Source organism: Marinobacter lipolyticus, from assembly GCF_018424605.1.
In the GTDB taxonomy this organism is placed as follows: Bacteria; Pseudomonadota; Gammaproteobacteria; order Pseudomonadales; family Oleiphilaceae; genus Marinobacter; species Marinobacter lipolyticus_B.
In genome coordinates this window covers 104,325-129,561 of the sequence record NZ_QTKT01000001.1, presented here as the reverse complement: position 1 = coordinate 129,561, position 25,237 = coordinate 104,325, and the positions used below count along the sequence as shown (strand labels likewise).

At 58.9% G+C, this 25,237-nt stretch carries 16 protein-coding genes and 1 other RNA gene; 9 read left to right on the top strand and 8 right to left on the bottom strand.

Annotated elements, in window-relative coordinates; translation table 11 throughout:
- Window positions 1-2 precede the first annotated feature (2 nt).
- The 3 genes from dnaX to DYI22_RS00545 all read right to left on the bottom strand — a co-directional run bounded on the left by dnaX (window position 3) and on the right by DYI22_RS00545 (window position 2,933).
- Window positions 3-1,859: a DNA polymerase III subunit gamma/tau gene (gene dnaX, locus DYI22_RS00555; RefSeq protein WP_213476084.1), complete on the bottom strand. Its 1,857-nt coding sequence runs from the start codon at window positions 1,857-1,859 to the stop codon at window positions 3-5.
- 141 nt (window positions 1,860-2,000) lie between these two features.
- Window positions 2,001-2,097, bottom strand: an RNA gene (gene ffs / locus DYI22_RS00550) — signal recognition particle sRNA small type.
- 80 nt (window positions 2,098-2,177) lie between these two features.
- A complete protein-coding gene (locus DYI22_RS00545) occupies window positions 2,178-2,933 on the bottom strand; it encodes a 2OG-Fe(II) oxygenase (RefSeq protein ID WP_213476083.1) in 756 nt (251 codons plus the stop codon).
- 143 nt (window positions 2,934-3,076) lie between these two features.
- On the opposite strand from DYI22_RS00545, the gene DYI22_RS00540 reads away from it, so the two are divergent.
- From DYI22_RS00540 to xrtA, 7 genes are all read left to right on the top strand, one after another.
- Window positions 3,077-3,970 carry a D-hexose-6-phosphate mutarotase gene (locus DYI22_RS00540; RefSeq protein ID WP_323132840.1) on the top strand — a complete coding sequence of 298 codons (894 nt, stop codon included), beginning with the start codon at window positions 3,077-3,079 and terminating at the stop codon, window positions 3,968-3,970.
- Between the two features lie 17 nt (window positions 3,971-3,987).
- Window positions 3,988-4,803 (top strand): lysophospholipid acyltransferase family protein, encoded by an 816-nt coding sequence (locus tag DYI22_RS00535; RefSeq protein ID WP_213476081.1) that lies wholly within the window; start codon window positions 3,988-3,990, stop codon window positions 4,801-4,803.
- The gene (locus DYI22_RS00530) at window positions 4,803-5,750 is read left to right on the top strand and encodes an SDR family oxidoreductase (RefSeq protein ID WP_213476080.1); all 948 of its coding nucleotides are present in this window, start codon (window positions 4,803-4,805) and stop codon (window positions 5,748-5,750) included. Before DYI22_RS00535 ends, DYI22_RS00530 begins: the two co-directional genes overlap by 1 nt.
- Window positions 5,751-5,815: 65 nt before the next feature.
- On the top strand, window positions 5,816-7,951 hold the full coding sequence (gene prsK / locus DYI22_RS00525) for an XrtA/PEP-CTERM system histidine kinase PrsK (RefSeq protein ID WP_213476079.1): 2,136 nt from the start codon (window positions 5,816-5,818) through the stop codon (window positions 7,949-7,951).
- Window positions 7,952-8,079: 128 nt separating this feature from the next.
- On the top strand, window positions 8,080-9,453 hold the full coding sequence (prsR, locus tag DYI22_RS00520) for a PEP-CTERM-box response regulator transcription factor (RefSeq protein ID WP_213476078.1): 1,374 nt from the start codon (window positions 8,080-8,082) through the stop codon (window positions 9,451-9,453).
- 55 nt (window positions 9,454-9,508) lie between these two features.
- Window positions 9,509-12,208 (top strand): tetratricopeptide repeat protein, encoded by a 2,700-nt coding sequence (locus DYI22_RS00515; RefSeq protein WP_213476077.1) that lies wholly within the window; start codon window positions 9,509-9,511, stop codon window positions 12,206-12,208.
- A 10-nt stretch (window positions 12,209-12,218) separates the two neighbouring features.
- Window positions 12,219-13,730: an exosortase A gene (gene xrtA / locus DYI22_RS00510; RefSeq protein ID WP_213476076.1), complete on the top strand. Its 1,512-nt coding sequence runs from the start codon at window positions 12,219-12,221 to the stop codon at window positions 13,728-13,730.
- Here the strand turns inward: xrtA and DYI22_RS00505 are convergent.
- The 5 genes from DYI22_RS00505 to DYI22_RS00485 form a co-directional block, all read right to left on the bottom strand.
- Window positions 13,727-14,635, bottom strand: a complete 909-nt coding sequence (locus DYI22_RS00505; protein ID WP_213476075.1) for a formyl transferase — start codon at window positions 14,633-14,635, stop codon at window positions 13,727-13,729. The two genes, xrtA and DYI22_RS00505, sit on opposite strands and share 4 nt — an antisense overlap.
- Before the next feature lie 22 nt (window positions 14,636-14,657).
- A complete protein-coding gene (locus tag DYI22_RS00500; protein ID WP_213476074.1) occupies window positions 14,658-15,734 on the bottom strand; it encodes a GNAT family N-acetyltransferase in 1,077 nt (358 codons plus the stop codon).
- A gap of 96 nt (window positions 15,735-15,830) precedes the next feature.
- On the bottom strand, window positions 15,831-16,058 hold the full coding sequence (locus DYI22_RS00495) for a hypothetical protein (protein ID WP_213476073.1): 228 nt from the start codon (window positions 16,056-16,058) through the stop codon (window positions 15,831-15,833).
- A gap of 67 nt (window positions 16,059-16,125) precedes the next feature.
- The gene (locus tag DYI22_RS00490; protein WP_213476072.1) at window positions 16,126-16,980 is read right to left on the bottom strand and encodes a cupin-like domain-containing protein; all 855 of its coding nucleotides are present in this window, start codon (window positions 16,978-16,980) and stop codon (window positions 16,126-16,128) included.
- A gap of 172 nt (window positions 16,981-17,152) precedes the next feature.
- Window positions 17,153-17,785, bottom strand: coding sequence for a hypothetical protein (locus tag DYI22_RS00485; protein ID WP_213476071.1), 633 nt, complete (start codon window positions 17,783-17,785; stop codon window positions 17,153-17,155).
- 26 nt (window positions 17,786-17,811) lie between these two features.
- On the opposite strand from DYI22_RS00485, the gene DYI22_RS00480 reads away from it, so the two are divergent.
- Both DYI22_RS00480 and DYI22_RS00475 read left to right on the top strand, forming a co-directional pair.
- A complete protein-coding gene (locus DYI22_RS00480) occupies window positions 17,812-18,492 on the top strand; it encodes a 4'-phosphopantetheinyl transferase family protein (protein ID WP_213476070.1) in 681 nt (226 codons plus the stop codon).
- Between the two features lie 112 nt (window positions 18,493-18,604).
- Complete coding sequence (locus tag DYI22_RS00475) at window positions 18,605-25,237, top strand: polyketide synthase (RefSeq protein ID WP_213476069.1); 6,633 nt, start codon at window positions 18,605-18,607, stop codon at window positions 25,235-25,237.

Genomic DNA, 25,237 nt, shown 5'->3' with positions numbered 1-25,237 from the left:
CTTCAACCTGAATGCTCTGCCGGCCGGATACTGTCTTCGACTACCCGTGCCTCGAAACGTTCAACGATGGACTTTACCAGCGGATCGTTCTGAATGGACGACTCCGCCGCTTTCTGCCTCGCCACACGCTGTCGCTCTTCCCAGACCGCAGGGGTTCTGCCGCCGGTGTCGCCCTGCTCAATACGCAGAGTAATGGTGTCGCCGAAGCGGTTTCTCAAGGCAGCAAGAATCTTTTCTTCGTGGCGGGGGTTGAGAAGTCGTGCATGCCCCTCCTCCATGGTGAGCAGGATGGCATCATCTTCCCGCGCCATGGCGGTGTGGCTCGCGAGGTTGCCGGGCATACCAACAATGCCAAGGCTGCGGAAGTCTCGCTGCCAGTCGAATTCCCCGCCCGACTCGTCTTCGGCCGCCGACTCAGTCGGTTGCACCTCCTCCGCCGGGGGCGCGGGGATCCCAGGCTCTTCCGAAGGCTGAGGGATTGCCGATTCGGGAGCCGCCTCAGTCAGGTACTCGGGCACCGGACCGGGATCGAACTCCGCGTCTGGCTCGGCGGGCTCTGGCTCTTCCGCAGCGACAGGCTCTGCACTCACCTGTGGCGCGGGTTCGGCCGGCTCCGGGGCAGGCATATCGGCCGGCGGCGTAACGTTTTCCGGTTCCGTCGCAACCTGTTGTTGGCGCGGCGCTGCGGCAGGCGCAGGGTCCGGGTCCTCCCGGGATTCAGCGTTGCCAGCCTGACCGGGGGCGGAACGCCTGGCCGGTGGCTCCCGGCGATCATTTCCCGGCCGGAAGGCAAGCATGCGCAACAGCGTCATTTCAAACCCCATGCGAGCATCGGGCGTTACCGCCAGATCCTTGCGCCCCATCAACGCCGCCTGATAAAACAGCTGGGCATCCTCGGCGCTCAGCTGGCGTGCCAGCGCCTGAACCTGTGCCGCATCACCCAGCGCGTTGTCTGCACTGCCTGGTACCACCTGCTCCATGGTAACCCGGTGAAACAGTGACAACAGATCGGCCAGAATAACGCCGTAGTCGGGCGCAAAATCGGATACCCGCTGAATCTCCGCCAACAGCGATGGCCCGTCGCTCTCAACCAGGGCCTTGACCAGGCGCTCGATATCGCGCTGATCGATGGTGCCGAGCATGTTACTGACATCACTGGCCGCGAGCTTCTGGTTGCCAAAGGCAATAGCCTGATCGGTCAGGCTCAGCGCGTCACGCATACTGCCGTCGGCGGCTCGCGCCAGCAGCCAGAGTGCCGGCTCTTCAAAGGGAATCTGCTCTTCACCCAGCACGTGTTTCAGGTGGCCGGCGATGTGCTCCGGCGTCATCCGCTTGAGGTTGAACTGCAGGCAACGGGACAGCACCGTCACGGGCAGTTTCTGGGGGTCGGTTGTCGCCAGCAGGAATTTCACGTGCTCCGGCGGTTCTTCCAGGGTTTTCAGGAACGCATTGAACGACTGGTTCGTCAGCATGTGCACCTCGTCAATCAGGTACACCTTGAACCGCCCCCGGGTGGGCGCGTATTGCACGTTATCCGTGAGTTCGCGCATGTCATCGACGCCCGTGCGGGAAGCGGCATCAATCTCGATCAGGTCGACGAAGCGCCCGTCCTGTATTTCCCGGCAACTGCTGCATTCGCCACAGGGTCTGGGGGTAACCCCGGTTTCGCAGTTCAGGCACCGCGCCAGCAGACGCCCGATGGTGGTCTTGCCTACACCGCGGGTTCCGGTGAACAGATAGGCATGGTGGAGACGCTGGTTTTCCAGGGCGTGAATGAGTGCCTGCAGCACATGCTCCTGGCCAACCATGTCTTCAAATGTGCGGGGGCGCCATTTACGCGCAAGTACCTGGTAGCTCATGTTTAGCCAACTGCTGTGAAAATGGCTTTAACCTTAGCATGGACTTGCCCGGAGAAGAAGCCGGGGAATCGACCGTTCTGGCAGGAAAAAGCGACGATTTCAGAGGGATAGAACGAACGGGAAAAGAAAGTCTGGGGGTGACTCCATCAGCGACACTCCGGCACACAATTCCACCGCTGCGGCTGCTCCCTTCCGGGCCTGACCGGGTTCACGGTTTCATGTTGCGGAGGCACCAATGGAGCCACCATAACGGCGTTCCGGGACAATTGCCCGAAAGCGGCGCGCATAGTAGCAAAAGGGTTGGCGGACTACAACGACTTATAGCGGAAGCGGCACTTCATCCTGACGAAACCAGCAGGCCAGGCTGTAGCGGGTCCGGTTGGCGGGCAACACTTCGTGGGGGACATCCTCACTCATGAACAGAGCCATGCGCCCCATCTCCGGCAGGACGGCCCCGCAGATTTCATGCTGGCTGTCCCGATTGAAGACCTGCAGCGCGCCCCCGTCCTCACTGCTCCAGCCTTCATTGAGGTACAGCACCAGGCTGACAACCCGTGAGGCACGGCCTGCGAAACTGTCCAGATGCCTGCGGTAAAAATCACCGCGATGGTAGGTGGCGTAGTGTGCCTCAAACCGCCGGAGACCCAGAAAAAGCCGCCGATTCAGGCCAAGGCGTACCTGATCCAGAATGGCGAACAGAGCCTGCTGGGGCGCTGTCATCCCCTGCAGCCAGGCAATGCGGTCACGCCGCACCGAACGGTCACGCATCAGGTCGGTCCCGCGGCCAATTCCCGCCGCCTTCATGGTCTCAGTGCGATCCAGAATCCGGACCTCTTCCCTCAGCGCCAGGAGCAACGGGTCTTCAAGCTGCCCGCGAACGTCCACGCTCAGCCAGCCGTGTTCAGTCAGACCGCTCGCCAGGCTGTCCAGCCATGTATCGGAGACACCCTCAAGCGGATGCGATGGCGCGATCGCCGGGCCGGCCGCACCGGCCTCTGCCGACACGGCTCCGACTGAGGCCTGGCCCTCAGCCGGCAGCGACCCCCTGATCGGGACAACGACGGTGTGTTCCATGACTTGCTCCTTTGATGGCCCGGTATTTTATTCCGGAATCTCGCGGCAGCGTCAGTTTTAATTTACTCTGAGGATACGAAAATACACCTAAGCCCCGAGAGCGGGCAGGCCATTCGTTCATCCACGGCAGTATGAGGCATCGCGTGACGACAAGACCCGGGCACTGGTCTTTCACCCGCTGGACAACCCAGGGGGAACTGGAAGCCATTGAGGTACACCACCCGCTGTTTCGCGCCCGGCTGTTTCTCCAGGGAGCACATCTCACCCACTTTGCCACTCACGACAAACCGGACTGGCTCTGGCTGAGCGACACCGCCCGCTTTGAAACGGGACGGGCGATTCGCGGAGGCATTCCATTGTGCTGGCCCTGGTTCGGGGTACCGGAAAAAAATCCCCCGGAAGTACGTAAGCGGATTCGTACCAAAGCAGCCCACGGGTTTGCCCGCACCGCTCTCTGGAAGCTGGAAGACGTACGGGAATCCGCCCATGAGGTGGAAATCTGCCTTTCTCTGCGAGCAGACGATGACTTTGCCGACGTATGGGAAGGGCACGCGCTGTTGCTTGCCACCTTCAGCTTTTCGGTCGGGGGCTGCCAGATTGCGCTGACGACCACCAACCTTGGAGCGGATCCGCTGGCGTATACCCAGGCGCTGCATACCTATCTGCCAACGTCCGATATTGAGCGTACCCATATTTCAGGGCTCGACGGCAGCGACTTTGTGGATACACTCAGGGACTGGCGTTACTGCCAGCAGAAAGGAGACGTGGTCTTTGACGGTGAGACAGACCGCATATACGAATCCGCCGCGCCCCTGGTGGTCTCCACACCCGGCTCACGCCGAACCCTTAATGCGATCGGCAGTGATTCCACCGTGGTCTGGAACCCCGGGCCGCAGAAGGCGCAGGCTCTGAACGATTTTCCGGACAGTGGCTGGAAATCGATGCTTTGTGTCGAAACTGCCAATGCCTTAAGCGATTACCGGGTTTTGAATAAGGGGCAAAGCCATACCCTTGGCGTGTTGATCGGGCGAATTTAAACCATCAGGGAGTAGCCATGAGTCTGGCATCCATTCTCAAATCGAAACTGGTTCCGACGGAACTGAGTGAACAAATCAACCGGATCCGCAAGCCCATTGGCAGCCTCGGCTACGATCCGTGGGGTTACAACAACGAAGCAATCAAATATGGCTTCTCACTGACCCGCCACATTTACGAGAAGTATTTCCGGGTGGAAGCCAGTGGCGTTGATAGCGTGCCGGCCGAAGGGCCGGTGCTGATCATCGCCAATCACAGCGGGCAGCTACCCATCGACGGCCTGCTGATCGGGTATGCGCTGGCTTCGCGCAAGGACAAGCCGCGTATGCCCCGCGCCATGATCGAGCGCTTCTTCCCCACAGTGCCCTACCTCGGAAACCTGTTGAACGAAGTCGGCGCGGTACTGGGGGACCCCATCAACTGCGCCAAGATGCTCGCCAACAACGAGGCCGTGATCGTGTTTCCCGAAGGCGTTCGCGGCTCGGGCAAGCTTTATCAGGATCGCTACCAGCTTAAACGGTTCGGTAATGGCTTCATGCATCTGGCGATGAAATACAAGGCCACCATCGTGCCCGTGGGCGTAGTCGGGTGCGAAGAGACCATCCCCGCCATTGCCAACATAAAGCCACTGGCGAAAGCGCTCGGCATTCCTTACGCCCCGCTCGCCCTGCCGGTTGTCCTGCCTGCGAAAGTGCACCTCAACTTTGGCCCGCCGATGTTCTTTGATGATCGAGAAATCCCCGAAGAACAAGTCACCGACCGGGTTGAACAGGTCAAAGGCGAAATCAGCAAGCTGATCGACAAGGGACTCAGCGAAAGGAAAAGGCTGTTCTGATGAGTAAGCAACACCGACCTCGCATTCTGGTCACCGGCGTGGCCGGTGCCCTCGCACAACAGGTAATCGATCGACTACGGGATCACTGTGATCTGGTGGCGGTGGATTTCCGGGAGCAGGTCTACCTGGGCGATGATATTCCCAGCTACTGCATAGATTTCAATAAGCGCGTGTTTGAGGACCTTTTCCGCCGCTACAAATTTGATGGCGTCATACACCTGGGTCGCATCATGTCGAGCCAGCTAACCCGCATGCGCCGCTACAACGCCAACGTGCTCGGCACCCAGAAACTGCTCGATCTCAGCCACAAATACGGTATCCGCCGGGTGGTGGTGTTATCCACGTTTCACGTCTACGGCGCCGTGGCTTACAACCCGGCCCTGATTGATGAAGAAGCCCCGCTCAAGGGGGTGGGGCTGAGTGCGGATCTGGTGGATTCGGTCGAACTTGAAAACCTGGCGAACATATACCTCTGGCGCTACCCGGAACTGAACATCACCATACTCCGGCCCTGTAACATTGTTGGCCCCGGGGTCAGAAATTCGATAAGCACCCTGCTGGCCAGCGAGCGTGCGCCGGTGTTGGCGGGTTTCTCGCCAATGATGCAGTTCATTCATATCGACGACATGGCGGACGCCATCGTTCTGGCCTATAACAAGCCCAGACGTGGTGTATTCAACGTCGCACCGGACGACTGGGTGGCCTACCAGCACGCGCTCAAGCTCTGCGGCTGTCAGCGGCTTCCGATTCCATCGGTACCGCCGTTGTTGCCGAAACTGATACTTCGAACGCTCAATCTGAGAAGTTTTCCGTCGTATCTGATGCACTTTTTCAAGTATCCTGTCGTCATTGACGGCAGAGCCTTTGCCAGGGAATTCGCGTTTACCCCGCAACGCCCCCTGAAGGAAATCTTCCGTTTCTATCGGGAGAACAAGAAACCCGTGTGATAGCCCACGCCTGAAGGACGGCAAGGGCGTCAGGGACTGAATAAAGACTACGCAGGACGCGCGGCATGTTGAACGGTTTCAGCTTTATCAGCCACTCCGCGGCAGCCATTTCCTTTGCGCTGCTCGGTTTGCTGGTGGCCACGCGCTACCTGCGGCGGGATGTAGACCGTGTGCTGCTGCTCGCCTGCGTGGTATCCGTTATCTGGGCCGTTGCACTGGCATCCCAGACGGTCTGGGGCCACCCCTCTTTCTTTATCCGCTACCTGCTTGAACTGCTCAGGGACGCCGCCTGGATCACCCTGCTTTTCGCCCTGCTGCGGGATTCCTTCCGCTCCACTGCCATTGTCGGGCGCCTGCGGCGAATGCTTGCTGTTGCCACCGTAACCCTGCTCGTCTTCCTGTTGGGCTTCGGCATTCTTGAGTACGCCTTCGGCCTCGACCTGATGAACGGCAAAACCAAAGTGGTTGGCCAGATGGCGCTGTCGCTGATGGGGTTGTCGCTGGTGGAACAGATCTGGCGCAACTCCGTGTCGTTCGGGCGCTCCAGTATGAAATATATCTGCATTGGCATTGCGGCGATGTTCGTGTTCGATTTCTTCATGTACGCCGACGCCCTGCTTTTCGGCCAGGTATCCGAGTCCTTCTGGAACGCTCGCGGCCTGGTCAACGCGGCCCTGGTGCCCTTGTTCGCCATCAATACCATCAACACCCGGAAACAGCCGGTGGACTTCCAGCTGTCCCGGTCGGCGGTTTTCCACGCCGGCACCTTCCTGTTCGCTGGCGCCTACCTGCTGTTCCTGGCGGTCGGCGGCTATTATGTCCGCGCACTCGGGGGCGCCTGGGGCGAGGCGCTGCAGGTACTTTTCCTGACCGTTGCCCTCACCTTCCTCGTCACCCTGCTGACCTCACGGCGGGTTCGTTCCCGGCTCATGGTGTTCATCAGCCAGAACTTCTTCGATTACAAATACGATTACCGGGAAGAGTGGCTGAAAATGACCCGGGAGCTGGCCAACCTCGGCGACGCGCCGCCGGTGCCCGAACGGGTGGTGCGCATGCTTTCCGGTTTGGTGGAAAGCAACGCCGGCGCGCTCTGGATTCGCGATGAACAAGGCTCATACGTGCTTAAAACGTCCATCAACATCAGCACCCCACGGTTCACCAGTATTGATGGCGACAGCGAATTAAGCCGGTTCTTCCGAGACCGGGAATGGATTATCGATCTTCACGAGTACCGCACCGACCCCGTTCACTACAACCTGCTGGAGATTCCGGATGCCATCAGCCGGATTCCTGACGGCTGGCTCATCATCCCACTATATTTGGGCAACGATCTTTACGGCATAGCCCTGATCGGCAACCCCTACGCACCGGTGGAACTGAACTGGGAAAACTTCGACCTGATCAAAGTGGTCGCCCGCCAGACCTGCAACCTCCTTGCTCAGGCCGATGCCCAGAACCGGCTGTCCCGCGCGATGCAGTTCGAGGCGGTCAGCAAGGCATCGGCGTTCATGGTCCACGATCTGAAAACGCTGATCGCGCAATTGTCGCTGCTGGTCAAGAACGCCCCGAGGCACCGCGATAATCCCGCGTTCATCGACGACATGATCCACACCACGGATCACGCGGTTCGCAAAATGGCAAACCTGGTTGACCACATCCGCAAACCAGCGGAGGACAACGACACCGTGGAAGTCCTCGATCTGCTCGCGGTGGTAACCGAACTTGTGGAGCATTACGGCCGCCGCCAGCCCGCACCACGCCTTCTGGGCACACCCGAACCGGCGAACATTGAGGCCGATCCGGAACAGCTGCGGAGCGTACTCGGCCACCTGATCCAGAACGCCCAGGACGCAACACCGCGCTCGGGGGAAATCACACTGACACTGAAAAACGCTCGGGATCACGTCGTGCTGTTCATTCACGACACCGGGGCCGGCATGACGGAGGACTACATCAGCACTCAGTTGTTCAAACCCTTTGAAAGCACCAAGGGGTTAACCGGCATGGGGATCGGCGCTTATCAGGCGCGGGAATACGTGCGTAAGGTCGGCGGTAATATCGACGTGACCAGCGAGCCCGGGGTTGGCTCCTGTTTCTCGATACGCTTTCCACTGACGTCGACCGAAGATCAGCAAGACGCACCGGAAAGCGCAGATAAACCCTCAATTGAGGTGGTGGCGCCCAGGCAATCCGCCAAATAATTGTCATTTTGTAAATTCAAAGCAACGAAGCATTGCAAAGCGTCAATCTTCGGTTAAGAATCAGTAGTGAAAGGGATTGAGCAAGAACGCGTCAACACAGTCATAGACAGAAAGGGACTTGAACTGTTGTGAGTAGACGACTGTTAATTGTAGAGGATGACCCCGGCCTGCAAAGCCAGATGCGCTGGTGTTTCAGCGAAGATCTGGAGGTGACGGTTGCGGCAGACCGCGAAACGGCCCTGACCAGCCTGCGCCGCACCGAACCTGATGTTATTACGCTGGATCTCGGCCTGCCGCCAGATCCGGGCGGTGCCTCGGAAGGCTTTCATCTGCTTGAGGAAATTCTGCGTCTGTCGCCCCAGACCAAAGTGATTGTGGTTACCGGCCGGGAAGACAAGGACAACGCGGTCAAAGCCATAGGCATGGGGGCCTGCGATTTCTACCAGAAACCACTGGATGCTGAAATCCTCACCTTCGTGGTCAATCGGGCATTCCGGCTGGCGGAACTGGAAAAAGAGAACCGTGAGCTGGCCCAGCATCGCAACGGCACCAGCATCAAGGGCATTGTTGCAGCCAGCCCGCAGATGCTCTCTATCTGCCGCACTCTTGAAAAGGTTGCCCCCACCGACGTGACCACTCTGATCACCGGGGAGACCGGGACGGGCAAGGAGCTGCTCGCCCGCGCCCTCCACGACATGAGCCATCGCGCTGCCAAACCCTTCGCTGCCATCAACTGCGCTGCCATTCCGGAAAACCTGCTTGAAAGCGAACTGTTCGGTTTCGAGAAGGGGTCCTTTACCGGAGCCACCCAGAGTAAGAAAGGAAAAATCGAACACGCCAACGGTGGCACGCTTTTTCTGGACGAGATCGGCGACATGCCCATGCCCCTCCAGGCCAAGCTCCTTCGCTTTCTGCAGGAGCGGGTGATCGATCGGGTCGGCTCGGTGAGCCCGATCCCGGTGGACGTGCGTGTGGTGTGCGCCACCCATCGTGACGTGCGGCAACTGATTGATAACGGGGAATTCCGCGAAGATTTGTACTACCGGATCAGTGAGATCACGCTCGATGTGCCGCCGTTGCGGGATCGCGACGGTGACGCCCTGGTGATCGCGCAATCGCTGTTGAAATCCCTCGGCAAGCAGATGGACCGTGCTGGACTGTCTTTCACCGAAGACGCCATCTGCGCCATCAGCCAGTACAACTGGCCGGGCAACGTCCGCGAGATGATCAACAAGGTTAAGCGCGCCACCATCATGGCTGATGGCAAACGGGTGACCGCTTCTGACCTTGAACTGCAACAGGGGGCCGAGCTGCACGAAAGTCAGCTCAATCTTCGCCAGGTTCGGGAGGCAGCTGAACGCCAGGCCATCATGCAGGCGCTGCAAAGCTGTAATTTCAATATGGCGCAGGCGTCGCGATTACTGGGTGTAACCCGCCCTACGCTCTACAACCTGACAGACAAGTACCGGATCGAAACGTCGCACACTACGTCAAGCGTGTGACGTATCACCAGGATGTCCATTAGAAGCCTGAAGGATAAGGAATAGGAACAGGGCCATGACAGCAGTTTCAGTAGTACGTGCAACCCTTCTCTCCATTGCGATTGGCATGGCCGTCACCGGCTGCGGCAACAGCGACAATGACCTGAGCGAGCAAGAGATCAAATACCTCAGTCATCTTGATCAGTCACGGTTCTTACAGCGACAGGGAGAACTGAAGGCCAGCACCATAGAGGCACGCAGCGCCATCGAGTTGCAACCGCAAAGCCCTGAAGCCTACTTCGTGATCATCAATAACCTGCTGAAAGCCGGCGATGCACGGAATGCCGAACGGCAGCTGGACTGGCTGGAAGAGTCGATTCCCGAAGGCAGCATGGATATTGAGTCCCAAAGCCGGGCTTCCATTATTCGCGCCGAGGCCAGCCTGCTGCAGGGGCGCACCGCGGATGCGCTTGCCGCTCTTGAGTCCATGCAGACAGACGACCCGGCAATGTTGGCAGAGCGCAGCCTCCTGAAGGGGCGAATTCTGCTGGTCGCCGATCGCCTCGACGACGCCCAAAAGGCGTATTCGGAAGCCCGCTCGCAGTTGGGCGATTCCGCCCTACCCCTGGTCGGGCTTTCGCGCGTCGCCCATGCCTCCGGCGATTCCGAACAGGTCAAGGAATACCTGGCCGAGGCGGAGCAGATCGATCCGCAGAACGCCGAACTCTGGCTCTGGAAAGCGCAACTGGCCCATAACGCGGAGAACTGGCCCGTCGCCGAGGAAGCCTATGTTCGTGCGCTGGAAGACATCGGCCAGTACGACATCATGACCTACCGGAAGTACGAAACCATTTCGGCCCTGATCCGGGTGTTGCGGGCGCAGGGTAAATCCGCGGAAGCCTTCGTTTATGAGGAAATACTGGCAAAATCCGCGCCTGGCACCATCAAAAGCAATCTCACTGCGGCACGGGAAGCCTACGACGCAGGAAACCTGGAGGAGGCCGCCAATTACCTCGAGGAGGTATTGGCCCAGGTGCCGAATCATGAGCAAAGCTCACTGATGCTTGGAATGATCCGCTTCCGCCAGGGTCGTATCGGCGAAGCCGAGCGTCTGCTTCGCCCGATTGCCGAACTGGGTGACTCGGAAGCCGCCAGCAAGTTGCTGGCCGCCGCGCGCATTCAAATGAAGGATCCGCAGGAAGCCCGAAATATCTTGTCCAACCTGTCTGACAAAGACACTGATCCGGAAATTCTGGCGCTGGTGGGCATCGCTTCGCTGAGTGCCGGTGATCTGGCCACGGGTGAGCCGCTCATTGAAAAAGCGCTGGCCCTTGCTCCCGACAATCATGCCCTGAGACTGCGATACGCCGGTTACCTGATGCAGCGGGGTGAATACAGCAAGGCGATCGACCAGGCGCGGCAGGTACCACAGGACAGCAATCTGGGCGATCAGGCCCGAATCGTCACCATTGAGGCGCAGATGTCGGCCGGCAGCACCCAGCAGGCCATCGTGACGGCAGAGGCCTGGATCAAGGCGCAACCCGACAGTGCCACTCCGCTGATTGCGCGCGGAAATATTGCCGCCAGAACCGGCAATCCCGAACGTGCACGGAGCTATTTTGAAAAGGCACGGGATCGGGCGCCGGAACAGGCTTCCCCGGAAATCGCCCTGGGCAATCTGGCACGGACCCGTCAGAACGCCGACGAAGCCCGTAGCCACTTTCGCAAAGCGGTAGAATTGGCACCGGACAACCGGCAGGCACTTCAAGGTCTGGCGGAGGTCACGGACGAGCCCACGTTACGCAGCATCATGCGGGACATACTCGATGCCCAACCCGATGCCACCGGCCCGAAACTGGTGCTGCTGGAGGGTGCTCTGGTTGAGGGCGACAGTCAGCAGGCTGATGAACTGACCGCTGCATTACTTGAACGCGAAGACGAGGCGACACCGGCAAGGGCCGAACCACTGGTGGCCGTACTCTACAATTCGGTAGCGGCTCGCCTGCGACAGAACGGCGATCAAGAGCGGGCGGCTGAGGTACTGGAGCGCGCCAGAGCCCTGTTTGCTGAGAACGAGGACATCACCCTGCAGGCCGCGGCGGTTGCCTTCGCCGATAACAACCCCAACGCCGCTCGCCGACTGCTTCAGGAGGCCAAGAAGCTACACCCGGATTCACCGACGCCGTATATTGTTGAAGCGCGGTACTTTGAGAAGCGGGAAGATTTCAATCAGGCCGCAGAGCTGTACCAGCTCGCTTACGAGAAGGAAGCGAACGCCGAGATCGCCAATGGCTACGCCGGGAATCTCCAGCGCGCCGGTCGCGACGGTGACGCCCTCGCCTTTCTGGAAGCCGTCATCGAACGCCATCCCGACCATGTTCCGCTTCGGCTCGCGCTGGCAGTGCTGCAGCAGTCTCATGGCAAGCAGGACCGTGCCAAGGCCAGCTACGAACAGCTGCTTGTGGCAATGCCTGACAACGTCGTAGTGCTGAACAACCTGGCTTGGCTCTACCATCAGGAAGGCGACGATCGCGCCATTGCTCTGGCTCAGAAAGCCTATCAGCTCAGTCCGGATAACGCCGCCGTGGCAGACACTTATGGCTGGATCATGCTGAAGTCCGGTAAACATCAGGAGAGCGTTCCGATTCTCGAAAAAGCCCACCAGCTTCAGCCGGAATCGGAAGAAATAGCACTCCACCTGGCGGAGGCGTATCGCAGTGTCGGCAAGAGCACGGAGGCAAAACGCCTGCTGGAACAGTTCGCTAACCAGGGTTGAGTGAAACGGTATGAGCGTGGCCTCCCGATCATCGCACCAATACCTGTGGCTACTGGCCATCCCGGTTCTTGTTCTGGCGCTGTGGGCGGAGTGGCGGGACTTTTTCCAGCTATGGTACGACTCCATCATTTACACCCACGGTTATCTGGTGCTGGCCGGCGTCCTCTATCTGCTCTATCTCAGGCGGGATGCCCTGGCCGGGCTGACCATAACCGGCTCGGGCATAGCCCTGTTTCTGCTGACCGGGGCCAGCGCATTACTGCTGTTTGCCCAGGCCGCAGACATTCGCTTTATCAGGCTGATTCTGGTGCCGTTTCTCATTCTGTTCTGGGGATGGTCTATCTGGGGGAAAGGCTTTGTAACCACCGCCGGCGGCCCAATCCTGCTTCTGCTTTTCGCGGCCCCCTTCTGGGACGATTTCTCGCCCCTGCTGCAACACATTACCGTCTTCTTTAACACTTTTTTTCTGAACCTCGCCGATATCGAAGCCACCATCAGAGAGTTCTACATTGAGCTTGAGGTGGGCACCTTTCTGGTGGAGAACGGCTGCAGCGGTGTCCGCTATCTGATGGTGGCCCTGTTTCTGGGCAGCTTTTACGGTCAGCTTTATTACCGCTCGTTCCCTCGAACGGCGCTGTTGGTGGTCATTGCCGGATTGCTGTCGATGGTTGCGAACTGGCTGCGGGTGTTCGGCATTATCGCGGCCGGTCACTACACCAATATGGAAACGTCTCTGGTCGAGGACCACGAACTGTTTGGCTGGATCGTTTTCCTGCTGGTGACACTTATTCCCCTGTTTTTTATCGCCGGAAAACTGGAGGTGGGCTCGGCGATCGGAACTTCTCAACCGTCTTCCGAGACCAGCCCTCGCGCTGACGACCATGGCAAAGGGGCCTCATGGATCTGGCCGATTGCCGCCTCTGTACTGATCCTGTGGCCAGCGCTGATCCCCTTAGCCGTCGAAGCGCGAACCGATCGCCTGGCGCATGCCTGGAATCCCATCCTCCCCTCCCCGGCGCCGGACTGGCGGGGTCCACTCCCGCACGCCAACATCTGGCGACCGGACTATCAGAAACCAGACATCGATCTCAGCGGAGTCTACGTGTCTGGGGATCTCCAGCAGCTCCAACTGCAAATTACCGGGTACCGTCGGCAGACCCAGAACAAGGAGCTGATCTTCTATGGCAATGAGCTCTTCGACCGTTCCGACTGGCGCCTCATCTCAACACGTAAACGGGAGCTACCGGCGTCTTTTGACATCAGCCCCCCGCGGGTCAACGAGACCATCATTGAACGACGCGCCGACGGCGTCTCGGTTATTCTCTGGTCCTGGTATGACATCGGTTCGTCTTTGACCGACTCCCGACTCGAAGCAAAAATTACCGGGGCGTTGAAAAAAATCGGCGGTGACAATCGGGGCGCACTCTGGGCGCTGGCAAGCTATTGCAAGACGCCCGAAACCGACGGCTGTACGAAACAACGTGCAACATTTACCCGTTTCCTGGCGGGGGTGGAGCGCTAGTCAGCGGTGGCCAAATGTCCCCTTGGCTGGGCCACCGCATTGAAATCATTGATCAATGCCGCTTCTATTCGGGCGTCTCTTTCTGACCGGTTGTCCAGATAATCGGCAATCACGCCATTTCGGATCTGGCGCCAGGTGCGCCGTTTCGCGCCGGTATCAAACATACGGTTGAGATAAAGGCGCCCCTTGGTTTCGAGCTTCACGGGGCGGCTCATTGAACGTTCGAGATCGATGATCGCCCGGATCATCATCTGCACCCCCAGCCGCACGACTTTCTCGTAAAGGCTGTTGGGCTGATCACCAGGCTCAATGACCGGACGCCCCTGATAGACCACGTCGCCGTCATCAACCCCCTGCGACACAAAATGAACCGTTGCCCCGACGCACTCCGGTTCGGCGTTGTGGATGGCCCAATCGGTGGTAAACAGGCCACGATAGAACTGAGCGAGGCCTCCATGCAGGTTGAGCACCCCGTACGGCGGAATGCCGAGCAATTCTGCCCGCAAAATGGACGCGCCGCATACGGCGATGACCTGTGGCTGCAGCCGACGAATCCACTCAACGTTTTCTGGATCGTTGATCCCGTTGACACCCCTGGTGTGAAGCACAGGCAGATCGTAGGCGGTGTTCAGGGCCCGCCCCTCCTCTCCGAAATCCAGGCTGTTTTCCGGGCGATTGTAATCCTGATGCTTGTCGATAAGGCGCCTGTCCAACACCTCGAATACTTTGCGGACAAAGACGCCCGGCTGTGACAGGTATTTGAGTGATTTTTTTGCCAGTGAGGATCGGTCCCGCGGTGGGATCTGGTTCTCGACCACAATGCCGACCACATCAAGAGACTTCGCCAACTGATTGGCAAAAAAGATGTCCGATTTATCCTGGCTGACTATAACCAGCGTTCGCATGGATGGTTTCTCCGGTAGGGGGTCAGGCCGCCCTGTGTGTGCGCGGTTTCTTGCCAAGCAGTCGTTTCACAACAGGAATAACCCGGTATTCCAGATAATAGAGCGCTCTCAATGCCGCGCTGCTGCCAAACACCTCGATCGTGCAGAACTCGGCGTACTCGGAGGTCCAGTTGCTCAGGTACCAGTAATCGTCAGCGCAGGTGTAGTACTGACGTGCCGACTGGCTATCAAACAGATGCTTGAGCACGGTGTACTCCAATACCGAACCTGGCGAGAAGGCTTTGAAGGACTGATCGTAATCCGCCCGGATCGGATAAACCACGCCGCCATCGGCAAGGTGCAACTCGAAGGCGACCGGCTGCCCGGCCCGGCGCATAATCCAGGCGCTTAGTCGTCCGGAGTTGCCGAAGGTTTCGGTCAGGCGCAGAAGGAACTGGCGGCTTCGATCATTGGATTTAAGGTCGTTACCAATGCCCGCTTTCCAGCTATTGGCGGAGATGGTGACCAACTCGTCGATCACCGGCTGGTCGGATGAGGTAATCACTTCCTGATCAACCTGGAAGCCGCCGTCTGCATGATAGCGATTGAGCTTGTGCCGCAGGCTCCGTTTCAGTTTTTTGGGTCTGGCACCGAAAAATGCCTGCCAGTCACCGTTGATGGGAATCACCGGGGTGAGCAGGCTCGGCTTCTCGCCGACATACTCATGCCCTAACCCGCTCTGATCCAGCAGAAACGCCCGCAACTCACTGTGCCTGGGGATCTTGAAGAACAGGCCGACTTCATTCGGTTCCACACGGGTCAGCAGCTCAAGGGCGCGGCGCTTCTGGTCTGCACTCAGCTGCGGGTGAACAACCACCATTGAGTACGGACTGTGGCCGTTGGCAGCCAGCTTCAGCAACGTTACCGGGATACCGCGGTAACTTTCCCGGCCTCTCAGGAGGGGGGCTACGCCAACCAGTCGCTCGTTGTGGAAAACACATCGGAATTCCATCTGCTCTCTGGCAGCAAAGGCATTCAGCCAGGAACTCAGCCACGCGTGAGAGAGCGGAACCGGAACCGGATCCAGTACCCCAATTAACTCATCCCACTGGGATTGCATGTTGCAGAACTCATCCAGTGTTCTAATTACTCTAAGTTCCACAGTCGTTAACGTTCCCGGGTTTCGATGAAGGCATTGAGTATTTTTGCCAAGGCTTTAAAGCGATTTGCGCTGCAGGTTTCTGCTTTTATTGATCACTTTCCAGAAGTTGGCTTTAGTTCGATCTCGCCGCTCATACCGGCTAACCGGGGTTAGCTTGAGGAAGTGCATTTGCGCGAGCGCCTCCAGCTGAAGCGACGGATGCTCCTCAAGACCATGCCTCACCGTGAAAGCACTGGAATCCAGTTGTTTGCAGTCAATTCTGTCCTTGAACACCATAACCATGGTTCACTCCTGTGTAGGCCCCTGTCATTAACGCACCGTTACCCCGCGAACCCCGGCGTTTCTGTCCTTACGCCGCCGACAGTTTGTGCTTCACTTTGCGAAGCTGATCCAGCACATCAATGGCTCGCCGCTTGATCCAGAAGTTCAGCAGGGGTTGTTGCATCCAGTCAGACACCCGATTCTGCAGCCAGAAATAATTGACCGATACATTCCTGCCCTCGGCTTCAATGAAGTGCCAGGTCCCGGCCGGGATGAACAATGCCTGCCCTTCTTCCAGCCAACCGGTGATGCCCTGCGCCTTTCGTAATTTCGGGTGTTGTGCAAAGTCCGGGTGCTGACAATCGACGCGGCTATCAACCACCCGGTTCTCCAGCAGCGCCCGCAGACTGAAGGGGCTGTAGGCATACATGCAGTCGCTCTGGTCCGGGGAGAACAGGATGAAGCGTTTGCGCCCTTCCAGCATCATCAGCAGGCTGTGCGTCTCGTCGTAGTGCAGCAACGATTTATTCTGGCCTGGGCCGATGTACAGGTTAGACACACGGAACCCCGATTCCGGCACGAACGCCGGGAGGTTGACCGCGATGGATGACGGCAGGTCCTCTGAAACCCCCCGCCCCCGCAACGGCTCCAGTGCATAACCGTCATGGGTCGTTTCCATGACATCGTCGAAATCCGTTATCGGTATGCGCTCAAAGCCAAGGTAGTGAAAAATCCCGTCGGCGGACTTGCGCTGGATTCGTATGGATTTCAAGGCGTTGCGGAAATAGTCGTAGTTCCATTCCCGGGTGAACGGCAAAGCCTCCCGGATGCCGCTGAGCAGCACCGGCTGACGGCGGCGAAGGTAGGGAGCCAACCCGTCTTCTCGAGTCGGAAAAGGGACCGTTTCGATGGTTTCCGGGCCGGAAAGATCAAATAGGCTCATCGTGAATTCCTTTTTCAACGATTTATTGCGTCCGATTCTGCCCGTGTAAAAGACTGCTCCTGCTTTTACATCCAATGGTCAGTTTAACGTTAACAATATGTCATGGACGAAAAAGCTGCAAGCATCGTCAGGCCCTGCAGAATAAGAGTTTTCACCCATGACGGAAGAACCGTCAAACTTGCGGAAATTCATCTCCCAGACGATCAAATTCCCGTTGCGCAGCGACTATTTTTCCATTGCGCCAAGCCAGGCTGAAGAGGCTGCGGTTCAGAATGCGGGCGCTCAGGTAAGAAAACTCTCGCTGAAAGCCCGCCTTGGCCAGAGCCTGGCGTGATGCGCCGTTCCCGGTATCCACGGCCACCAGCGCCAGCGTGGCATCCGGGTATCCGCCATGGATGATCCCGGTGAGCAGTGTGCGGAAACACCCCCGGCCGCGGAAAGCCGGGTCCGTTGCGCAATCCCAGATGTAGAAACCACAGTGAGGGACCACCAGCCTGAGGTCGTGCAACACGCCCACCCGCGTGCCGGACTCCGCGACCCAGCCATAACACACTGGCTGCTCCTGAATGAACAGCTCGTACAGGGCATTGCCATTACCGGTACGGCGAAGAAACTCCTGTTCCGACCACGGCAGATCCGTCCGATACCGGTTGGTTCTGCGAATTACTTCGCCGCCGCCTTCATGCCCCGAACCCGGCTGCGACGAGCCATTGGCAGGCTGTGCCAGCAGAATCCCCGACTTCACCTCAATCAGGCGGTTCAGTCGTCGCTTGAATACACGTGCCCACCGCCGTAGAGTTTTCAAGGCCGTTGCGTCTCCGGGAAAAATTCATGACATTCCATATCTGTCCTCAAAATATAGCCATTGAAAAACGTTTGCGAGCATTTACCCGCATCCCGGTGTATTTTTCCGCCGGTGGCCTGACGCAGTCCGGATCGGACTTCCCGGCGGAACGGCAGTTGATGGCACGGGCCAGCGAAAAACGGCAGCGGGAGTTCTATTCTGGCCGCCACCAGGCAAGGCTGGCGATGCACCGGGCGGGCACCCCTCCAACCGCGGTGCTTCGCGGCGAATTGGGTAATCCGCTATGGCCTGCCAATGTCGTGGGTTCCATCACCCACGACCACTCGCTCGCTGCCGCCATGGTCTGCCCCGCAAACGGCGTGAGAGGCGTCGGACTGGACCTGATTGAGGATCCCGACCAGGTCACGGACAATCTCGCCGAACAGATCATGCACCCCAATGAAGCGGCGCTGCTGCAGACACTTTATCCAGACCTCCCTGCAGCCGGCGTCGCCTTCAGCATCAAAGAGTCGGTGGTCAAAGCCGTTTCCCTTTTCATGGGCCGCTATGTGGACCTGCTGGAGATTCGTCTCTCTCGCCCGGGCGATACCTTGCTGGCAGAAGTGGATGGCCTGCCGGACGTTCTTCCGTGCGCGGTTTTCCCCACTGAAATAGGACTCATTACCAGCTGCATTTACATCTCAAAACCCGGCTCCAGACCCCGGTAAATATACCTTTCGCGGTTTTCAGATCTTCCTAGCACAACCCGGGGGGCTATGCTAATTTACATAATGTAACAACTGCCCCATGTATGAATCTCTATCTAAGGACGGCAAAGAGATGAATGCAACCAAGTCTTCCGATGCAGTGCCGGGTTTTTTGGCCAGTTTCCAGCAGACAGTCGAAGCCTTCCCAGAAGCAACGGCAATTTCCTGTGGAGCGGAGTCCAGCGGTGGCCCCAACATCAGCTACTGTGAACTGGATCGTCGTGCCCGGATTCTTCAGGCAGAACTGGCAGGCTATGGGGTAACGCCGGGCTCTCCCATCGCTATCCACACTCACGACCGGGCATTGGCCATTACGGCCATGATTGCCATTCTCCGGCATGGATGCCCGTATCTACCGCTTGATCCGCTCTACCCTCAGGACCGTCTTGAATACATGGTCAGCCACGCTGACGCGGCGCTGACGATTACAGACAACGACGATTTCCGCTCGCCTGTCGGTGACCACCTGGATCTGCGCGACTTCTCGTTTGAGCTAACCCGGGAACAACCGCCCTGCCCGCCGATCACGCCGGAGAGCAACGCGTACGTCATCTATACCTCTGGCTCCACGGGGAAACCCAAGGGTGTGTTGATGAATCACGGCACCCTGGACAACCTGATCCACTGGCAGAACCGGCGTTACAGCGACGGCACCTGCTACCGGACGCTTCAGTTCTCTGCGCTCGGTTTCGATGTCTCGTTCCAGGAAATCTTTTCCACCCTCACTCAGGGCGGCACCCTTTACCTGATCAACGATGAGATCAAGCAGGATTTTCACCGTTTGCTCGATTTCATTGATGAGCATCGGATCGAGCGTATTTTCCTGCCTTACATCGCGCTTCTTCAGCTGGTGATGTGGGCCAACCGCCTGCAACGCTATCCGTCATCGTTGCGCGAGGTGATCACTGCCGGAGAACAACTGGTGGTGAGCACAGAGCTGCGAACCGCGTTCAATGCCCTCGAGAAGGTGGTGCTCTGCAACCAATACGGCCCCTGCGAAACCCACGTGGTCAGTGAGCACGTGTTGAATTGGCCCGCCGATCACTGGCCGGCGCTGCCGCCCATCGGCAAGGCCATTGATCGGGCCCGGCTGCTGATTCTGGATGAACAACAGCATCCGGTGCCCGCCGGTGAAGTCGGCGAACTTTACATCGCCGGGCCGGTACTCGCCCACGGCTATATCAACAGCCCCGATCAGACCGCACAACGGTTCGTCACGGTACCGGACGACGACAGCGATCAACCGATACGGGCTTACCGCACCGGTGATCTGGTGAGTCTCGATGAATCCGGCGAACTGCTCTACCGGGGCCGGATCGACAATCAGGTGAAGATCAACGGTTACCGGGTAGAGCTCAGCGAAGTCGAAGCCAGGCTGCTGGACACCGGTCTGGTGGATGAAGTTGCGGTGGCGGTACGCGACCTCAGGGGCCAGAAAAAACTGGTAGCGTTTGTTACCGGCACTGCCGGAGCGACCAATTCAGATCGGGCGCTGCGCACAGCCCTGGAAAAGACCGTGCCGGCCTACATGATCCCCTCGCAGTACCATTGGCTGGAAGCCCTCCGCAAAACGCCTTCCGGAAAAATCGATCGCAAATCCATGGTTGAAGCGCTTGAGCAGCCCTCGCAAGCGGCGGAAACCGGCACTGAGACAGCCACCGAAACTCTGCTGGCGATCATCCGCGCGGAAATGGCGATCCCGGGTCTGAATGCCGAGGACAACCTGCAGGATCAGGGGATGGATTCCCTGGCCGCGAACCGCATAGCCGCAGCCTTTCATGAAAAGCTCGGCCTGAGCGTACCGGTCTACGCCCTGTTTCAGTACCGCACCTTGGGACAGTTTCTCGATTACGCAGTCTCCCGCGCTGCGGTCCGCGTGCCGCAGCAGCAATCGCATAATGATGCCAAGGGCATCTCACCCTCGTCGCGGGCTGTCGCCATCATCGGAATGGCAGTGCGGGTGCCCGGCGCCAGCTCGCTTGAAGCTTTCTGGCGTAACCTCGTGGAAGGTCGTGAGAGCATCACCTTCTTTGGCGCGCCGGGCCAGGCCGAAGAGATCGTCAATGCCCGCGGAATTCTGGACGACCCGCTCGGGTTTGATGACCGCTTTTTTGGGGTCAGCCCCATTGAAGCGCAATTCATTGATCCGCAACAGCGCCTGTTGCTGGAACTGGCCTGGCACGCGCTGGAGAACGCCGGCTGCGACCCCGAGCAGTTTGCCGGACGCATCGGTGTCTATTGCGGCACCGGCAACAACAGCTATTACCTGAACCATGTTCTGAAAAACCCCGAGAAACTTGAGGACTACGGCCCCCTGCAGGCCATGGTGGCCAACGAGAAGGATTATGCCGCCACGCGACTGGCCCACAAGCTAAATCTGGTTGGCCCGGCGCTCAGCATTCATACCGCCTGCTCCACCTCTCTGGTCGCCGTGGCCGAAGCGGTCGAAGCCATTCGCCATGGCCGCTGCGACATCGCCATCGCCGGCGGTGCATCCCTGACCTTCCCCCAGCAACAGCCCCACACCCACCAGGAAGGCAGTATCTACACCCGTGACGGCCATACCCGCCCCTTCGACCACAACAGTTCCGGCACAGTCTTCAGTGACGGGGGCGGACTGATCGTGCTCAAACGCCTCGAAGAGGCGCAGAGGGATGGCGACCATATCTACGCGGCCATCAGCGGCGTCGCCGTCAATAACGACGGTGCCGAAAAAGGCAGTTTCTCCGCCCCCAGTGTTCAGGGGCAGAAATCCGTTATCCTCGGCGCTATCCGGGACGCCGGCCTCGACGCCGCCAATATAGGCTATGTCGAGGCCCATGGAACAGCCACGCCGATTGGCGACCCCATCGAAGTATCGGCGCTGAGCGCAGCCTTTGCCGAATTCACGCCCAGCACCGGGTTTTGCAAGCTCGGGTCGGTAAAAAGCAATGTCGGCCACCTGACCGCAGGGGCCGGCGTGATCGGTTTGATCAAATGTGCCTTGGCGATTGAACACGGCAAAGTACCTCAGTCGATCAATTTCGAGACGGCGAACCCGGAACTGAACCTGCCCGACACCCCGTTTGTCATTGCCAACAGCACCAGTGACTGGACTGATCCGGTTTCACAACGGGTCGCCGGCGTCAGCTCTTTTGGCATCGGAGGTACCAACGCCCACGCCGTTCTGCGAGGTGTGGAACCCGCCCAGTTGCCGCATCGCGAGTCAGCGCCAGGCTGGGTGCCACTGTGTTTCAGCGCGCAGTCGGGCAAAGCACTGGCTGATCTGCTGGCATCATACGAACCGGTATTCAGTGAGATGGACAGCGAATCCGCCAGGTCCGATCTTGCCACCGCGCTTATTCACGGCCGTCGCAGCTTCCCATTTCGCCGGGCCCTGGACCAGTCTGCATCGGTTGATGACCTGAAGTCCGCTGCACAGGAGGCGGATGACACCGAACCGGCCATGAAATCTCCAACTGTGGTTCTTGCCTTCCCCGGTCAGGGTTGCCAGGTTGCAGCAATGGGGCGGTCTCTTTACCGGCAGGTGCCGGCCTTCCAGCAGGCGATGGATGAATGTGCCGCGATCCTTAATGCAGAACACGAGCTGGACATCCACACCCTGATGTTCGAATCCGGCGACTCTCTTAAAGAAACCAGCAAGACGCAGATCAGCTTGTTCTGCATAGGTTATTCCCTGGCCTCGGTTCTGACCCGCCTGGGCATACAGCCCCGAGCGGCCATCGGGCACAGCATTGGCGAGCTGGTTGCGGCCACGGTGGCCGGCGTGTTTGATCTGGCCACAGCTGTGCGGGTGGTGATGACCCGGGGCCAGATGATGCAGGCCCAGCCTTCCGGTGCCATGCTGGCGGTACGGGCCGGGCGTGAGCAATTGATGCCACTACTGACCGAAGACGTGGTGCTGGCCGCAGAGAACACCCCCGATGCCTGCACACTGTCGGGGCCACACGAGGCCATCGAGGCGTTCCGCGCCACGCTTGAAGAACAGGGTATAAAATACAAGGCCCTGAATACCTCCCACGCGTTTCATTCACCGTCCATGGGCGCGGCAAGCAAAGGCTTTGCGGAAGCTCTCAGTGATATTTCCCTGAAACCACCGCGCTTCCCGTTTATCTCCTGTGTCACCGGGGACTGGATCACCGAGGATCAGGCGACCGACATTGGTTACTGGGCCAACCAGATTCGCCAGCCCGTACAATTTCGCACCGGTGCCCAGACCATCGGCCAGCTGAAACAACTGGTTTTGCTCGAGTGCGGCCCCCAGGCCACGGTTTCGGGCATGGTTATGCAGACCCTGGATGACAAGAGTGATCTAGCCCTGATACCGCTGCTTCCGGAGGCCGGAACAGCGGACGTGGAACTGACATCTTTCAGCCGCGCACTTGGCCAGGCCTGGTGTTCCGGGCTGCCTGTCGAATGGCCGTGCGGGAAGCGTGCCCCGGGCCTCGCCGCGCGATTACCGGGGTACCCGTTCCAGCACCGGACCCATGTAATAGAACCGTTGGGTGATGCGCCGGTGCAGGACACAGTATCTCAGCCTCTGGCCGCGGCAACGGCGCAGCACCAGCTCCATCAGACTTCGTTGCTCACAGACCCCGAATCCCAACCGACCCCCTTGGCAGGACCCGCCATGAAAGACGCTATTAAGGAACAATTGCGCACGCTGTTTACCGACATTTCCGGTATTGATCTCAGCCAGGCTGACGGCGAGGCCACCTTCTTTGAGCTGGGGCTGGATTCGCTGTTGCTTACCCAGTCCACCCTCAAGCTCAAGAAGAAGTTCAAGGTGAGCATTACTTTCCGCCAGTTGCTCAATGACTGCGGCAACCTGAACAAACTGACTGACTACCTGATCGATCAAGGCGTGCAGGCTGAAGGCACCGCCGCTGCATCGCCTGCAGCAAATACGGCGGCTGTGGCCGGCGCAAGCCAACAGGCACCACTGGCCGCGCCAGTGCATGGACTTACCGCGACCACCGGATCCCTGCCAGCGGTTTCCGGTGACGTCCAGGCTTTGCTCCAGCAACAGATGCAGTTAATGCAGGGGCAACTGGCGTTGCTGTCGTCACTCTCCGGGCAGGCAGCTCAACCTGGGGCAAGTGCCGGTAGCAGGGGCAATCAGACGACTGGTGACAGCCATCCGGCGAAACACGAGCCAACCACCGCCCTCAAGCCCTTTGGCGCCGGCACCCGGATTAACGTCAAACGCAGCAACGACATGACGGACACCCAGCGGGGAAATTTCCAGACGCTTTGCGACCGTTACAACCGCCGATTCGCAAAATCAAAGCAGTTTGCCCAGGACAACCGGAAACACCTGGCGGACCCGCGGGTCGTATCCGGTTTTCGTACCGTGATCAAGGAAGTGGTCTACCCCATTGTGGTCGAACGCTCGGAAGGCCCTTACCTCTGGGACATTGATGGCGGCAAGCTGATCGACGTGACCTGCGGATTTGGCAGCAATTTCTTCGGCAATTCAGCGCCGTTTATCAAGGATGCCATAGCCCGGCAGCTCGACATCGGCTACGAGATTGGCCCGCAGCAACCCCTGGTAGCGGAAGCCTCCCGCCTGTTCTGCAAGATCACCGGTAATGAGCGGGTAGCCTTCTGCAACACCGGCTCCGAAGCCGTGCTTGGCGCCATGCGGCTGGCCCGAACCGTCACTGCCAAGGAAAAAGTGGTGATCTTCGAGAACGATTACCACGGCATTCACGACGATGTCATCATCACCCGCGGCGCCAATGGCTATGCGGTTCCGGCAGCGGCCGGGATTCCCGAATCCGCTGCGGCCAACATGATTGTCCTCGACTATGGCAGCGACGCCTCGCTCGATTATATCCGTGACCACGCCGACGAAATCGCCGCAGTATTGGTTGAGCCGGTACAGAGCCGCAACCCGGACCTGCAACCCAAAGCCTTCCTGGAAAAGGCCCGCAGCCTCTGTACCGACCAGCAGATCGCCCTGATTTTCGATGAGGTCATTACCGGATTTCGCATTCATCCCCGCGGCGCCCAGGGCTACTATGGCATCGACGCCGACATCTGCACCTACGGGAAAATCGTCGGCGGCGGCATGCCTATTGGCGCCATTTCCGGCAAGGCCCGTTTCATGGACGCTCTGGACGGTGGCCAGTGGCAATTCGGAGATGACTCGACACCGGAAGTGGGCGTGACCTATTTCGCGGGCACATTCGTTCGTCACCCGCTCACGATGGCAGCCGCCGTCGCGGTATTGGAACGTCTGGAATCCGAACCGGGCCTGCAGGAGGCGCTGAATCAGCGCGCAGATGAGATGGTCGGCGAGATCAATCAATACGCCCGGATGGTCGGTGCACCCCTGAAAATCGAGCACTGTGGATCCATGTGCAAGATCAAGATTCCGCAGGATATCGCCTTCGAAGAACTGATCTACATCCTGTTGCGCGAAAAAGGCATCCATGTCTGGGACGCCCGCCCGATGTTCATTACCACCGCCCACAGCGATGAAGACCTGGCAGCCATCACCAGGGCGTTCAAGGAAGCGATGGATGAAATGATCGCCATGGAGTTTTTTCCGGTGACCGGCAAATCCCCGGAAGCCAACGCCACCCCCGGGCTGAAACCGCCCGTCGCCGGAGCCCGGCTCGGACGTGACGAGTCTGGCAAAGCGGCCTGGTATATCCCCTCGAAGACCAATAACAATCAATTCGAAAAGTGGGCAGGTTGA

Coding starts and splice junctions, on each gene's coding strand:
- dnaX (WP_213476084.1), bottom strand. CDS start 1,859: ATGAGCTACCAGGTACTTGCGCGTAAATGGCGCCCCCGCACATTTGAA.
- DYI22_RS00545 (WP_213476083.1), bottom strand. CDS start 2,933: ATGGAACACACCGTCGTTGTCCCGATCAGGGGGTCGCTGCCGGCTGAG.
- DYI22_RS00535 (WP_213476081.1), top strand. CDS start 3,988: ATGAGTCTGGCATCCATTCTCAAATCGAAACTGGTTCCGACGGAACTG.
- DYI22_RS00530 (WP_213476080.1), top strand. CDS start 4,803: ATGAGTAAGCAACACCGACCTCGCATTCTGGTCACCGGCGTGGCCGGT.
- prsK (WP_213476079.1), top strand. CDS start 5,816: ATGTTGAACGGTTTCAGCTTTATCAGCCACTCCGCGGCAGCCATTTCC.
- DYI22_RS00515 (WP_213476077.1), top strand. CDS start 9,509: ATGACAGCAGTTTCAGTAGTACGTGCAACCCTTCTCTCCATTGCGATT.
- xrtA (WP_213476076.1), top strand. CDS start 12,219: ATGAGCGTGGCCTCCCGATCATCGCACCAATACCTGTGGCTACTGGCC.
- DYI22_RS00505 (WP_213476075.1), bottom strand. CDS start 14,635: ATGCGAACGCTGGTTATAGTCAGCCAGGATAAATCGGACATCTTTTTT.
- DYI22_RS00500 (WP_213476074.1), bottom strand. CDS start 15,734: ATGCAATCCCAGTGGGATGAGTTAATTGGGGTACTGGATCCGGTTCCG.
- DYI22_RS00495 (WP_213476073.1), bottom strand. CDS start 16,058: ATGGTTATGGTGTTCAAGGACAGAATTGACTGCAAACAACTGGATTCC.
- DYI22_RS00490 (WP_213476072.1), bottom strand. CDS start 16,980: ATGAGCCTATTTGATCTTTCCGGCCCGGAAACCATCGAAACGGTCCCT.
- DYI22_RS00480 (WP_213476070.1), top strand. CDS start 17,812: ATGACATTCCATATCTGTCCTCAAAATATAGCCATTGAAAAACGTTTG.
- DYI22_RS00475 (WP_213476069.1), top strand. CDS start 18,605: ATGAATGCAACCAAGTCTTCCGATGCAGTGCCGGGTTTTTTGGCCAGT.